15 protein-coding genes are annotated in these 14,310 nt (G+C 49.4%); all 15 read left to right on the top strand.

What is annotated here, in order from left to right; genetic code table 11:
- Positions 1–82 precede the first annotated feature (82 nt).
- The 15 genes from DXA36_RS03070 to hisG all read left to right on the top strand — a co-directional run bounded on the left by DXA36_RS03070 (position 83) and on the right by hisG (position 14,307).
- The gene (locus DXA36_RS03070; protein WP_118676117.1) at positions 83–841 is read left to right on the top strand and encodes a pseudouridine synthase; all 759 of its coding nucleotides are present in this window, start codon (positions 83–85) and stop codon (positions 839–841) included.
- The gene (locus DXA36_RS03075; protein WP_330424967.1) at positions 838–1,512 is read left to right on the top strand and encodes an HAD family hydrolase; all 675 of its coding nucleotides are present in this window, start codon (positions 838–840) and stop codon (positions 1,510–1,512) included. The genes DXA36_RS03070 and DXA36_RS03075 overlap by 4 nt, the downstream gene beginning before the upstream one ends.
- A 2-nt stretch (positions 1,513–1,514) precedes the next feature.
- Entirely contained in the window at positions 1,515–3,437 is a 1,923-nt protein-coding gene (locus tag DXA36_RS03080; protein WP_118676119.1) for a YgiQ family radical SAM protein, read from the top strand.
- A gap of 44 nt (positions 3,438–3,481) precedes the next feature.
- A complete protein-coding gene (locus DXA36_RS03085) occupies positions 3,482–4,399 on the top strand; it encodes a helix-turn-helix transcriptional regulator (RefSeq protein WP_118676121.1) in 918 nt (305 codons plus the stop codon).
- 107 nt (positions 4,400–4,506) lie between these two features.
- Positions 4,507–5,340, top strand: a complete 834-nt coding sequence (locus DXA36_RS03090) for an endonuclease VIII (RefSeq protein ID WP_118676123.1) — start codon at positions 4,507–4,509, stop codon at positions 5,338–5,340.
- A gap of 112 nt (positions 5,341–5,452) precedes the next feature.
- Positions 5,453–7,159: a DUF4153 domain-containing protein gene (locus tag DXA36_RS03095; RefSeq protein WP_118676125.1), complete on the top strand. Its 1,707-nt coding sequence runs from the start codon at positions 5,453–5,455 to the stop codon at positions 7,157–7,159.
- A gap of 14 nt (positions 7,160–7,173) precedes the next feature.
- Positions 7,174–7,935, top strand: coding sequence for an SDR family NAD(P)-dependent oxidoreductase (locus tag DXA36_RS03100; RefSeq protein WP_118676127.1), 762 nt, complete (start codon positions 7,174–7,176; stop codon positions 7,933–7,935).
- A gap of 448 nt (positions 7,936–8,383) precedes the next feature.
- Positions 8,384–8,884, top strand: a complete 501-nt coding sequence (locus DXA36_RS03105; RefSeq protein ID WP_182478900.1) for a GNAT family N-acetyltransferase — start codon at positions 8,384–8,386, stop codon at positions 8,882–8,884.
- Between the two features lies 1 nt (position 8,885).
- Positions 8,886–9,470, top strand: coding sequence for a GNAT family N-acetyltransferase (locus DXA36_RS03110; protein WP_182478901.1), 585 nt, complete (start codon positions 8,886–8,888; stop codon positions 9,468–9,470).
- Between the two features lie 67 nt (positions 9,471–9,537).
- Positions 9,538–10,101: a hypothetical protein gene (locus DXA36_RS03115; protein ID WP_118676133.1), complete on the top strand. Its 564-nt coding sequence runs from the start codon at positions 9,538–9,540 to the stop codon at positions 10,099–10,101.
- A 9-nt stretch (positions 10,102–10,110) separates the two neighbouring features.
- Positions 10,111–11,178: an RluA family pseudouridine synthase gene (locus DXA36_RS03120; RefSeq protein WP_118676135.1), complete on the top strand. Its 1,068-nt coding sequence runs from the start codon at positions 10,111–10,113 to the stop codon at positions 11,176–11,178.
- Entirely contained in the window at positions 11,151–11,687 is a 537-nt protein-coding gene (locus tag DXA36_RS03125) for a Holliday junction resolvase RecU (RefSeq protein WP_118676137.1), read from the top strand. Before DXA36_RS03120 ends, DXA36_RS03125 begins: the two co-directional genes overlap by 28 nt.
- Position 11,688: 1 nt before the next feature.
- A complete protein-coding gene (locus DXA36_RS03130) occupies positions 11,689–12,219 on the top strand; it encodes an NUDIX hydrolase (RefSeq protein WP_118676139.1) in 531 nt (176 codons plus the stop codon).
- 110 nt (positions 12,220–12,329) lie between these two features.
- On the top strand, positions 12,330–13,610 hold the full coding sequence (gene hisZ / locus DXA36_RS03135) for an ATP phosphoribosyltransferase regulatory subunit (RefSeq protein ID WP_118676141.1): 1,281 nt from the start codon (positions 12,330–12,332) through the stop codon (positions 13,608–13,610).
- A 52-nt stretch (positions 13,611–13,662) separates the two neighbouring features.
- Positions 13,663–14,307 carry an ATP phosphoribosyltransferase gene (gene hisG, locus DXA36_RS03140; RefSeq protein WP_118676436.1) on the top strand — a complete coding sequence of 215 codons (645 nt, stop codon included), beginning with the start codon at positions 13,663–13,665 and terminating at the stop codon, positions 14,305–14,307.
- Positions 14,308–14,310: the final 3 nt, after the last annotated feature.

The following is a 14,310-nucleotide window of genomic DNA, read 5'->3' on the forward strand; positions in this document are numbered from 1 at the left end:
GTTCTTCGGAGGCGCGGAATGACTGCGGAATGGATTTTTCGTCAGAATACTGTCTGTCCGGGAACGTTGGAAGGAAAACAGAATGCTTCGTTTGGATAAATTTTTATGTGAAATGAAAACCGGGACAAGGAGCCAGGTAAAGGTATTTATCAGAAAAGGGCTTGTGACGGTGAATGGTACGACGGTGAAAAGCCCGGAACAAAAGATAAATGAAAAGGCCGATACAGTCTGTGTAAACGGAAAGAGGGTGTCTTATCAGAAATATGCCTATTTCATGCTGCATAAGCCCGCCGGCTATGTCAGCGCCACCAGGGACAGCCATGATAAAACGGTACTGGATTTGATGAAGGAACCCGGAAATCCGCTGCTTGACAGGGAACTGTTTCCGGTAGGGCGGCTGGACAAGGATACGGAAGGACTGCTTGTTATAACGGACGACGGCGAACTGTCCCACCGGCTGCTGTCCCCATCCATGCACGTCCCTAAGACCTATTATGTGGAGATTGACGGCAGCCTGTCAGCAGGCCAGCAGGAATGCTTAAGGCAGGGGGTGGATATCGGGGAAAAGCATGGGAAAACCCGTCCCGCCGTGCTGACGGAGGCGGAGAAGGGCGGTTTTTGCTGTGCGGAGGCGGAATCGGCCTGGCTTCTTACGATTACGGAAGGAAAATTCCATCAGGTAAAACGGATGATGCAGGCGGTGGGAAGGAATGTGGTATATTTAAAGCGTCTCAGCATGGGTGCTTTGCAGCTGGATGAAACGCTGCCCAGGGGAGCCTTCCGCCCCCTCACGGAGGAGGAACTGGAGAAGCTGCTGAAGGAGGGGGAAAGCAGGCTATGATGATGGATGGAATGGAAGCGGTAATCTTTGATCTGGACGGTTCCCTTGTGGACTCCATGTGGATTTGGAAGGATATAGATATCGAATATCTGGGGCAGTTCGGCCTGGAACCGCCCCGGGAGCTGCAGCGTGAAATTGAAGGAATGAGTTTTTCGGAAACGGCGGTGTATTTTAAGGAACGCTTCGGACTTCCGGATTCCCTGGAACAGATCAAAGAGACCTGGAACCGGATGGCCTGGGATAAATACAGGAACCAGGTGCCTCTTAAGGACGGCGCGCGGGAATATCTCGCCTGGTGCCGGCGGCACGGGATAAAAATGGGGATCGCAACGAGCAATTCCCGGGAGCTGGTGACCAGCGTAGCCCGGGTTCATGGGCTGGAACAGGATTTTGGTTGTATTATGACCAGCTGCGATGTGGGGCGGGGGAAACCGGCCCCGGATATTTATCTTGCGGTGGCGGACCGACTGCAGGCAGCTCCGAAGTCCTGTCTCGTCTTTGAGGATATCGTTCCCGGCATTCAGGCCGGAAAGGCGGCGGGGATGAAGGTATGTGCCGTGGAAGACGCGTATTCCCTGAACCAAAAGGAAGAGAAAAAAGCACTTGCTGATTACTATATCAGGGATTATTCAGAAATCCTGCAGGATATGCAGACAGGAGGATTACAATAGAAATGACAGCCAACGGATTTTTACCGGTAACAAGAGAAGAGATGGAAGCCCGGGGGATTACCCAGCCGGATTTTGTGTATGTGACAGGAGACGCCTATGTGGATCATCCATCCTTCGGACATGCCATCATTACCCGTATTCTGGAGGCACACGGCTACAGCGTATGCATTCTGTCACAGCCGGATTGGAAGGAGGAGGACAGCATCCGTGTGTTTGGCTGCCCCAGGCTGGGTTTCCTGGTTTCCGCCGGAAATATGGATTCCATGGTTAATCACTATTTCGTATCCCGGAAACGCCGTCCCTCAGATGCCTATACACCGGGAGGAGAAGCGGGGAAACGCCCGGATCACGCCACCGTGGTTTACTGTAACCTGATCCGCCGGGTATACCGTACAGTCCCGGTTATTATCGGGGGGATTGAGGCCAGCCTGCGGCGTCTGGCCCATTATGACTATTGGAGCGATTCCTTCAAACGTTCTATTCTTCTGGACAGCCAGGCCGACTTGATTTCCTACGGCATGGGGGAAAAATCCATTGTGGAGATAGCAGATGCCTTAAACAGCGGAATCGCAGTAAAGGATCTCACCTTTATCCCCGGGACGGTTTATAAAACGAAAGATATATCCGGCCTTTATGATTATCATATTCTGCCTTCCTACGAAGAGATGAAGGCAGATAAGAAAAAATATGCGGAAAGCTTTATGGTGCAGTATTCCAATACCGATCCCTTTAACGGAAAAGCCCTTGCGGAAGGGTATCCGGGAGGGCAGTATGTGGTGCAGAACCCGCCCCAGGCACCTCTTACCATGGAAGAGATGGATGACGTTTACGCCCTTCCGTATAGGAGGACCTACCATCCCTCCTACGAGGAAAAAGGCGGCGTCCCTGCAATCAGTGAAATCAAGTTTTCCCTGATCAGCAACCGGGGATGCTTCGGCGGCTGTAACTTCTGTGCATTGACTTTTCACCAGGGACGTACCGTACAGGTACGGAGCCATGAATCCATTCTGGAGGAAGCGGAGCTGATCCGTAAGGATCCGGAATTCAAAGGCTATATTCATGATGTGGGAGGACCCACAGCCAATTTCAGGGCGCCTTCCTGTGATAAGCAGCTGACCCAAGGCGTATGCAAGATGCGGCAGTGCCTTTTCCCGAAGCCCTGTCCTAACCTGAAAGCGGATCATCAGGATTACCTGGAGCTGCTGCGAAGCCTGCGTGCCCTTCCCGGTGTGAAAAAGGTCTTTATCCGTTCCGGCATACGCTTTGATTATCTGCTGGCGGATAAGGACGACACCTTTTTCCGGGAGCTGGTAAACTACCATATCAGCGGGCAGCTGAAGGTTGCCCCGGAGCATATTTCCGATGCGGTCCTGACCCGTATGGGCAAACCGGAAAACGCCGTGTATGAGAAATTCCGTAAAAAATATAAAAAGTTGAATGAAGAACTGGGGAAAAACCAGTTCCTCGTCCCTTACCTGATGTCCTCTCATCCGGGTTCCACACTCAAAGAAGCGGTGGAACTGGCGGAATATCTCCGGGATTTGGGGTATATGCCGGAACAGGTGCAGGATTTTTACCCTACCCCCTCCACCATATCCACGGTGATGTATTATACGGAAATCGATCCGAGAGACGGCCGGCCGGTATATATCTGCAAAAACCCTCACGAAAAGGCCATGCAGCGGGCGCTGATCCAATACCGGAATCCCAGGAATTACGATTTGGTATACGAGGCCCTGACCAGGGCGGGAAGAACGGATTTGATCGGATTTGATAAAAAATGCCTGATCCGTCCCAAAAGTGTGCCATATAACCGGGTCGGCGCCGCTGTCGGAGCAGGGAAGGGTACCGGCAGGACAAAGGGGAAAGCGGAAGCGAAACCAACGAAAAAAAAGACAATCCGCAACGTACACAAGAAGAAATAGAGAAGTAACTGTGAAGATACGGAACAGTTATATAGAGGGAAAACATGGTTAACCGACTGTTTGGGATCTGCTACCAGCTGATGCAGCGTGATAAAATACCGGCAAAGGAGCTGGCGGAACGATATGAGGTATCGGTGCGTACCATTTACAGAGATGTGGATATGCTCAGTATGGCAGGTGTCCCGGTTTATGCCAGCCAGGGAAGAAGCGGAGGCATATCCCTGATGGATCACTGCGTTATCGATAAGATGTTCCTCAATAATGAAGAAAAGTCACAAATCCTCGCTGCGCTGGAGGGGCTTAGAGAGGCCGATCCTTCCGACAGCCCTGAGCTTTTGCGTAAGCTTGGGGATTTTTTCCAGACTCCGGGCAGCAGTTGGGTGTCCATTGATTTTTCCGATTGGAGCGGAGAACAGGAAGCCTTGTTCTCCCTGTTAAAGCATGCCATCCTGCAGTGCCATGTCATTGCCTTTGATTATTATGGCAGTGACGGGAAAATGGAGCGCCGCACCGCGGAGCCTGTCCAGCTGTGGTTTAAAAGCCATAACTGGTATCTGCGCGCTTGGTGCAGGAACCGGCAGGCGATGCGTACCTTCAAGGTACTTCGTATCAAACGTCCTCAAATCCTGGACGAGACTTTTACAGCCCGCAGTTTCCCCTGCGGGGAAGAGGATGCCGCCGCAGCCGGTAACGAAGAGGATAAAACGTCCGCTGCCGCAGGATTGACCCCTGTGGTTCTGGAAGTGGACGGCTCTCAGGCATACCGGATTTATGACAGCTTTGGGGAAGAAGAAATTTCCTGCGGGGAAAACGGGAATTTTCTCATAAGGACAGCTTACAGTATTGATGACTGGGTATACGGAGTGATTTTGTCCTACTGTCCGTATATCAGGGTCCTTGAACCAGCGTGGCTGAGAGAAAAGATACATTGTATCCTCCGGGAAGCTGCAGAACAAATATGACATACTGTTGTCAGCTTTTAAATGCTATCATGTAAAAGTAACCGTTCAGACAGATCCGTGCATTTGCGGAACAGACCCGTGACGACAGAAAAAGGGAGGACAAACCTATGCTTGAAATACCGGAAAGCTATGTACTGGCAGAACAATTAAATGAGACAATACAGGGAAAAATCATTTCTTTTGTCCAGGCAGGACATTCCCCGCATTCCTTTACCTGGTATTCGGATAATCCGGACGGTTACGATGAGCTTTTGGCCGGAAAACAGATAGGGATATGCCGTGGAGTGGGCGGAATGCTGGAAATAGAGGTGCAGGACAGCCGTATCCTGCTTGGGGACGGCGTTTCCCCAAAATATCATGAGGATTGTAAAAAGGCTCCCGCCAAGCATCAGCTGTACGTGGAATTTGATGATAAGACGGCAATAACCTGCACCGTCCAGATGTATGGGGGGATCTGGGCCTACCGGGAGGGAACCAACGACAATCCTTATTATCTGGCGGCCTGTGAAAAACCTTCCCCCTTATCGGAAGCCTTTGATTATCCCTACTTTTTATCACTGAAGAGCGAAGAGGACGATAAGCTGTCCGTAAAGGCCTTCCTGGCTACCAAACAGAGGATTCCGGGACTGGGGAACGGAACTTTGCAGGATATTCTGTTTACCTGCGGGATACACCCCAAATGTAAAATGGGAGATCTCAGGGAAGAAGAATACCGGTGCATGTATGATGCGGTGAAATCGGTTCTGCGGGAAATGGCGGACAAGGGCGGAAGGGATACGGAAAAGGATCTGTTCGGCAGAAAGGGCGGTTATGTCACCATTTTAAGTAAAAATACGCTCTGGTCCCCCTGTCCCCGCTGCGGTTATGAGCTTCGTAAGGGGAATTATCTGGGAGGTACCATTTATTACTGTGAGCACTGTCAGAAGCTGCATCCCTCATAAATCCGGGATAAATTCTGAAATTAACAGTTGAAACCTTCCGCCGGCATGCTACAATAGGTGTATGTTGGCGGAAGGTTTTTGTGTGGGAAAGGGTTGCGGATAGGAGGTGCTTATGGAAGAAAAAACAGCTGTTACAGGGAGCGCTAAGTACATGAAGCTGCTGAAGGATAAACTTGCCTTTATTGGGAAAGGAATGAAAAATACGTTTCTTTATTTTCCGGTTACGCAGGGAAGCATTTGGCTGTTTACACTGTTGTGCACGATATTGGTCAGTTGTTCCGATTCCGTTGTCATGGATGTTGGGGAAAAGCTTATGTATTTCCTGATTTTTTATGGTACGGGAAGCTTTTTTGCAGAAGCCCTGTACCAAAAAAACGGAAAGCCGTGGCTGCGTTTTTCCCTGTATATCGTGTTTATCCTTCCGGCAGTCCTTTTTACATGGCTGCTTTCGCTGAAGTACGGCACCATGGTTTTCGGATGGGATTATGATAGTGTACAGTCTGTCCTTCCACGGTATATTGCCTGCTACGAACTCGTGCTGTTTATTCTGGCGTTTTATTTCTGTTTCCGTAAGACCCGTTTTTCCCTGGAAGCGTATTTTGTCCGTTTTTTTGCCTGGGCTGTCCGGATCAGTATCATGTATTTTGTCCTTATTGTGGGCGTCAGTATGGTTCTCGGAATTTTTGTGGAACTCTTTGAAGCGGACTTTGAAATATATATCCAGGCCCAAGTGCTTCTGTTTGGTATTTTCTATGTATCCTCCCTTCTGCGTGGGATACTGCCCGGGAAAGGGGAAGACGGCCGTTTTACGGAAGCTTTGATAAAATATGTGCTGACGGGACTGGTAGCCAGCGCATTTGTCATTATCTATGTGTATATCCTGAAAATACTATTGTTCCGGGATATGCCCTCCAATGCGGTATTCCGTATCCTGTCGGGATTGTTTTTGGCAGGCCTTCCCATATGGACGATGAATTCCTTTTATACGCAGCGCAATCCCCTTTTGAAAATCAGCCGGATACTGCCTTATCTGTTTTCCCCCCTTATTCTGCTGCAGGCATATTCCATCGGCATCCGCATTTATGAAAACGGGATCACACCCATGCGGTATATCTGTGTCATGCTGCTGGTTTTTGAAATACTTTACATCACTCTCTATTATTTCCGAAGGCAGGCTGTGGGCTGGCTTTTTCTCGTAGCTGCCGGCTTCGTTTTTACTGCCTGCTGTATGCCGGGCGTCAATATGTACCGCATCTCTTTCCTGGATCAGAAGGGAGCCATCAAGAAGGTCATGAAAGCGGAGGATCCTACCCTGCTATCACAACGGGAACGCGACAAAGCGGCGGGAGCCTACTGGTACCTTAAGGAGGATATGCCCGGAAGTTCCTATCTGGCGGGACTTACAGCAGAAGAAGAGGAAAAGCTGCAGGCTGTAAAAGGGGAAGACTATCCCGATTATCATGAAACCTATGACGTTTATCATACGGAATATTTTACGGTTCTGGATATATCCGGTTACCGGTATTGCTATCCGGTCCAGGATTCCTGCAGAAGCGGAACCGATACGGCTTTATTGACGGAATATCCTTTTTCCTACGGAGACGGTAAAAGCATAACGTTTAATCTGAAAGAGTATCTGGACGGCTTCCTGGATAAAGAAAAAAATGAGGACGAAAGCGGTGCGTATTTCCGGGCGAACCGGGAAATTCGTATTAACGCAGATATGAAACTGTGCCTGGAGTATCTTTCCTTTGATTATGATCTTGTAACCAAACAATATACCCATGTATCCCTGCGCGGATACCTTTTGGAAAAATAGGAGAGGAGAAGTATATGAATATTGTTATTATTACCGGAGCATCCTCCGGTATGGGGAAGGAATTTGCCCTGCAGCTGGACGCGGGGCTTTATACCGTGGATGAATTCTGGCTGGTTGCCAGAAGGAAGGACCGCCTGGAGGAGCTGGCAGCCCAATTGGATCATATGGCAAAAGTGATTCCTGCGGATCTTACCTGTGAAGAGGATATGGAAAAGTTCCGGAAGCTGCTGAAAGAAGAACGGCCAGTGATCCGGATGCTGATCAACAGCTCCGGCTATGGGATTATGGGCAGGTTTACTGAGATGGAACGGCAGGAGCGGCTGGGAATGGTGGATGTGAACTGCCGGGCACTGACGGATATGACCTGTGCCTGCATTCCCTACATGAAGAAAAACAGCCGTCTGATCATGATGGCCAGCAGTGCTGCTTTCCTTCCGCAGCCGGGGTTTGCCGTCTACGCCGCAACGAAGTCTTATGTACTCAGCCTGTCCCGGGCCCTGCGGGAAGAACTCCGGGAGAAGGGCATTTATGTGACCGCAGTCTGTCCCGGGCCTGTCAGAACCGAGTTCTTTGACCGGGCGGAAAAGTATGCTGCCACGCTGGCCGTCAAAAAGTTCAGCTGTGTGGAACCGGAGGATGTGGTGCGCGCGGCACTGACCGCCTCAGCCAGGAACCGGGCCATGTCCGTATACAGCCCCCTGATGAAAGGCTTCCATCTTCTTTCCAAAACGCTTCCGCACAGCCTGCTGCTGGAAATTGCGCAGAAAATGAAATAGTGGTGCCAATCTTTTTTATCTGCTCCCGAAATAGTGGATTTTCTTGACAGGCATACGTTAACGTGGTAGTATGAGAAAAAGTTTTCCGGACGCATCCGGAACTGACAAGAGGGAAAACATGAGTTGCTGCTTACAGACCGGCGGATGTAATATCCGTGCATATGTGCATAGCTATTTTTACGGAAGACGTATTCGCTTGTAGCCGTATGAAGGAATCCTTTCTTTTATGAAAGCCCCTTTCATGCACCGCATACAAGCCGGTAGGTCTTATATGTCTGTGCAGAAATGTAAGGAGCTGATATCTGTTTATCCATACTTCCTTTGCTTTTTTTCCGCATCAGACATATCCATGTCGGGTGCGGTTTTTATTTTCTGGAAAGTACGTGCGGAGCAGACTTTTCTTGCTTCCCGTGTGCCATTCATTGTTTATCCCGGAAGGAGGAGAATTATGGTAGCTGCAAAACAAAAGCCGGTTCAATTAATACTGGCACAGAAAAATGATGCACAGCTGATTCATCAGCTGAAAAAGGAGGCGTTTATGCCGCTTTACGAAATCTACCGGGATACGGATAGCAACCCGGCCCTGGATCCGGTAGATAAGGTGGTCTGCCAGCTCGCCCAGGAAGAAACCGATTACTGGCTGATCTCTTATGAAGGCCGGATGGCGGGTGGGGTGAGACTGGTACATAAAAGAGACGCGAACCTGATATCCCCCCTCTTTATTCTGCCGAAAGAACAGAATAAGGGCATTGCCACCTGTGTTATGAAGCAGCTGTTTGACATGTATCCGGATGTGCTTTGCTGGAGGCTCATCACGATCAAGGAAGAAAAAAGGAACTGTCATTTTTATGAAAAGCTGGGATTTCGCAATACGCTGTCCGCAGAAGAGCGTACGTTGCATATGACATTAATCGGATATGAAAGATATAGCCAGGAAAGGGAAGGGTAATATGGAAAAGGAACTTATACTGCTGCAGCCGTTATTAAGCATATTGCCGGATACGCCGGATTACCGCCGCTGGGAGAGTGAGATTATGGATTACCGCCGGGAGTTCCTGGAAAAAGGCGATACGATAAACGGCAGCAGGGGACTCCATCATTATGAGGATATCGCCGGCTGGCTGGAACAGCTGCGGGACTGTACTTATGATAACAATTCCTATATCGGCGTTCCGGTAACTACTTTTCTCGCGCTGGAAAAAGGGAATACGCAACAGGAAGGCCCCGGTTATGTGGTAGGTAACATTGAACTACGGCATCGTCTGAATCCGGCCCTGGAGGAACTGGGAGGACATATCGGCTACAGTGTACGCCCCTGTGAGAGGGGAAATGGTTATGCCTCCTGGATGCTGTCCAAAGTACTTGCAATCGCCCGTTCCCTTGGCCTGGAACGCGTTATGCTGGACTGTGATGGCGACAATACAGCCTCTTTAAAAACCATCCTGAAATGCGGTGGTGTATTTGACCGGGATACCATATCCGACTATCAGGGGAAAAAGATCTGGAACAGGCACTTCTGGATTTCTCTTACATAATGTGTTAAACTGTTACAAGGGTAAAAAAACCCACGGGAATTAGAAAATAACGGAGGAATTGCCTGTCATGCATCGAATAAAAAAAGGTCAGTACGGCTATATCAAAAGTCAGAGGAAGATAGAAATCATCAAAACAGTATCCCTTTTTCTTCTTTCCCTTGCCATCTATCTCGGTGGTTACTGGACTACCGGAACCAATAAAAACCTTCTCACCATTGTGGCCGTATTAGGCTGCCTTCCCGCAAGCAAATGTGCGGTGAATATGATTATGTTTTTCAGGGCAAAGGGCTGCAGTGAGGAGCTTCACCGGAAAATAGAGCCTCATACCGGAGGGCTGCCCTGCCTTTATGACAGTGTCCTCACCAGCTATGAAGCGACATTTGAAATTCCTCATCTTGTGTTTAAGGGAAATAATCTGATGGGTATCGCTGTTAACCCGAAATGGAAAACGGCCGCCTGTGAAAAGCATCTGCATAGCATGTGTTCCCAGAATAATATCAAGGATGTGAACATAAAAATTTTCCAGGATCTCCCCAAGTACCTGAACCGGCTGGATCAGCTCCGGGATCTGTCCTGTGAGGACACCCAGGCGGAGGCTGTCCTGTCTCTGGTTAAGGCCATATCCATTTAAGGAGGCCGCATGAAAGAGTTAACGATAGGAACCAATGAAGCCGGACAGCGGCTGGACAAGTTTCTCCGGAAATATTTAAAGGAAGCCGGCAGCGGCTTCCTTTATAAAATGCTCCGCAAAAAAAATATTACCCTGAACGGAGCAAAGGCGGACGGCAGCGAAAAGCTGGAGAACGGGGACCGGGTATGTTTTTTCCTTTCCGATGAAACGCTGGATAAATTCCGCGGCCCGATACCTGCTGGCGGGCAGGAACGCAAAACGGGGGCTTTTACCGGAACCTCTGAAAAAAAAGGGACAAAAACGTTTCCGCAAGTGCCGGTTATTTATGAGAATGAGCATATTCTGCTGCTGGATAAACCGGCCGGGCTGTTAACCCAAAAGGCAGTTCCGGAGGATTATTCGCTGAACGAATGGCTGATTGACTATCTGCTCCGGCAGGGACAGATAACGCAGGAAGGCCTGCGTACCTTCCGTCCTTCCGTCTGCAACCGTCTGGACCGTAATACCAGCGGGCTGGTAATCTGCGGAAAAACCCTGGCGGGAAGCCAGAAAATGAGCGAGCTTCTGCGGGAAAGGACCGTCCATAAATATTACAGGCTCTTTGCTGCGGGAAGGGTGGAGCTGGACGGGATTACGGATGCATGGCTGAGCAAGGACGAAAAAAACAATCAGGTGAAGATTCTTCCCGCAGCACCTGCCGACAGCAGCAAGGCTTTCCATATCATAACCGGCTGTCACCCGCTGGCCTGTTACAAAGGTTATACCTATCTGGAGGTGGAGCTGTTTACCGGGAAATCCCATCAGATACGCGCACATATGGCAGCGCTGGGACATCCGCTGATCGGGGACGGCAAATATGGGGATAAACAGATAAACGGCCGCTTCCGCAAACAGGGGATCCGTTCCCAGATGCTGCATGCGTACCGGATAGAATTTCCGGAAATGGACGGCTGTTTTGCCGGACTGAGCGGCAGATCGTTTACCGCACCGGAGCCGGAAGCCTTTTTGCGGCTGAAAAAACAGGATACTAAGGAAATGCGGAGGGAAACATGGCAACTTGGAATTCAAGAGGACTGAGAGGGTCCACTCTGGAGGATTTGATAAACCGCACCAACGAAAAATATCAGGAAAACGGGCTGGCGCTTATACAAAAAATCCCCACCCCGATTACTCCCATTAAAATAGATAAGGATGAGCGGCATATTACACTGGCCTATTTTGACCAGAAAAGTACGGTTGACTATATCGGCGTGGTCCAGGGCCTGCCCGTCTGCTTTGATGCCAAAGAATGTGCGGCCGACACCTTTGCCCTTGCCAATATCCATGAGCATCAGGTGACGTTTATGCACAGCTTTGAAAAGCAGGGGGGAATCGCTTTTTTCCTTATCTTTTTTTCCCATCGAAATGAATTTTATTACCTTCCCTATGTCCATCTGCTTTATTTTTGGGATCGGGCGAAGGAAGGGGGGAGGAAAAGCTTCCGGCGCGAGGAACTGAATCCGGAATATTTCCTTCCCAAAAAGCAGGGGGTATTGGTCCCTTACCTAGATATGCTGCAGAAAGATTTGGAAGAAAGGGAAGAATAATATGAGAATTCCGGTAACAACACTTTGCTATATCGAACAAGACGGCAAATACCTGATGCTCCACCGCGTGAAAAAGAAAAATGATCTCAATGAAGATAAATGGGTGGGGATCGGCGGTCATGCCGAGGAAGGGGAAAGCCCGGAGGACTGCCTTCTCCGTGAGGCCATGGAGGAAACCGGCCTGCGCCTTACCTCCTGGCAATTCCGCGGATTAGTCACCTTTGTTTCCGATAAATGGGGAACGGAATATATGTGCCTGTTTACCGCAGACGGTTTTGAAGGGGAATTAATCGATTGTAATGAAGGCTGTCTGGAATGGGTTCTTAAATCGGATATTCCCGGGTTAAACCTATGGACCGGTGATTTGCTTTTTTTCCGGCTCCTGGATGAGAAGGTGCCCTTTTTCTCCCTTAAGCTGCGTTATGAAGGGGATTTCCTGGCAGAGTGGCAGCTCAACGGCAGGGATATGACAGGGACTGTTTTATCCGATGAAAAGTGGGCGGAAATACTTGACAGCCTGAGACAGGTTTAGTATAGTATTGATAGTTTGCTTTGCTAATATGGTAATTGATTATCACGTTAAACTGGTAAAGTAAAATAGACAGATGAAATATAGTAAAGAATAAAAGGAGAGAAGCGGCAATGAGTAAACCATTAGTACATACCCCGGAAGGTGTCCGCGACATTTATGGCGAGGAATATTTAAGAAAGCTTATGGTGGAAGAAAAACTGCATCAATCTCTGCGTTTTTTTGGTTATCAGGATATCCAGACTCCTACTTTTGAATTTTTTGACGTATTCAGCCGGGAAATCGGCACCACACCTTCCAGAGAGCTGTATAAGTTTTTCGATAAAGAGGGCAATACTCTTGTCCTCCGGCCTGATTTCACTCCGTCCATGGCAAGGTGTGCCGCCAAATATTTTAGGGATGAAACACTTCCCATCCGTTTTTCCTATTTGGGCAATACCTTTACCAATACCTCCAACCTCCAGGGCAAGCTGAAGGAGGTTACCCAGCTGGGGGCTGAACTGATTCAGGAGCCTTCCGTGGAAGCGGACGGGGAAATGATCGCCATGATGGTGGAAGCACTGAAGGCTTCCGGACTTGAAGATTTCCAGGTGAGCATCGGGCAGGTGGAATATTTTAAAGGAATTTGTTCCCAGGCGGGGCTGGATGAGGAAACGGAGGATGAACTGCGGGATTTCATTTCCAGTAAGAACTTTTTTGGTGCCCAGGAGCTGCTGGAGCGTAAGGCTGTCCGCCGGGATTATTGTGAAATCCTGCTGAAGGTGAACGATCTGTCCGGTTCGGCGGAAGCGCTGCCAAAGGCGAAGGAGCTGGTAAGCAATGAGCGTTCCCTTCAGGCGGTGGAACGGCTGGAGGAGCTGTACCGGGTTCTGTGCGAATATGGGGTGGAACGTTATATTTCTTTTGATTTGGGCCTCTTAAGCAAATATCATTATTATACCGGCGTTATTTTCAAGGCTTATACCTATGGAGTGGGGGATGCGGTTGCCAAAGGCGGACGCTATGACAATCTTCTGAAATATTTCGGAAAAGAGGCCTCTGCTATCGGTTTTGTCATTGTGGTGGATGATCTTCTGGAAGCATTGGCCAGACAAAAAAAGGTCCCTCCGATCCATGCGGACGGCGTTTTGATTCTTTATGAAGAGGGACGCTTCCGGGATGCACTGGCAAAGGCCGGGACACTGCGGGAAAAGCAAATCCCTGCGGAACTGATCCCCGCTTCCTCTTATTCCGGTTCTTCCGGTGATCGCGCTTATCGGGAAAATGCCGGCATGTACCGGGAAAGGGCCGTAGCCCATATGCAGAAGGCAATTTACTACTTGCCCGCGGGAGGCGGCTGCATAGAGGAAATTCCGGACGGGCTGCAGCAAACAACGGATGCCGCGTGCCGCTGAAAAATCTAATAAACAGCCGGGTATGCCGCTGTATGGGAAAGGAATCAAAACCATGGATGAAAAAAGATATTTAACCTTTGCCCTCGCCAAGGGCAGGCTTGCCAATAAAACGCTGGAGCTTCTGGAGGAAGTGGGTATAACCTGTGAAGAAATGAAGGACAAATCCTCAAGGAAGCTGATTTTTGTGAATGAAGAGCTGAAATTGAAATTCTTTCTCTCTAAAGGGCCGGATGTCCCCACCTATGTGGAGTATGGAGCGGCGGATATCGGTGTAGTGGGAAAGGATACGCTCCTGGAAGAAGGGAAGCGGGTATATGAAGTGTTGGATCTGGGTTTCGGGAAATGCCGCATGTGTGTCTGCGGGCCTGTTAAATCCCGGGAATTGCTGAAGCATCATGCGATGATCCGTGTGGCGAGCAAGTATCCCAATATTGCCAAGGATTATTTTTATAATAAAAAGCATCAGACTGTGGATATCATTAAATTAAACGGATCGGTGGAGCTTGGCCCGATTGTAGGCCTTTCCGATGTAATCGTGGATATCGTGGAAACCGGAAGCACCCTCCGGGAAAACGGGCTTGAGGTGCTGGAAGAGGTATGCCCGCTTTCCGCAAGGATGATAGTGAACCAGGTGAGTATGCAGATGCAGCCGGAACGGATTAAGGGGCTTATTAACCAGCTGAAGGAAAAGCTGTAGGAG

Origin of the sequence: Eisenbergiella sp. OF01-20 (assembly GCF_003478085.1) — a bacterium.
Lineage (GTDB): Bacteria > Bacillota > Clostridia > Lachnospirales > Lachnospiraceae > Eisenbergiella.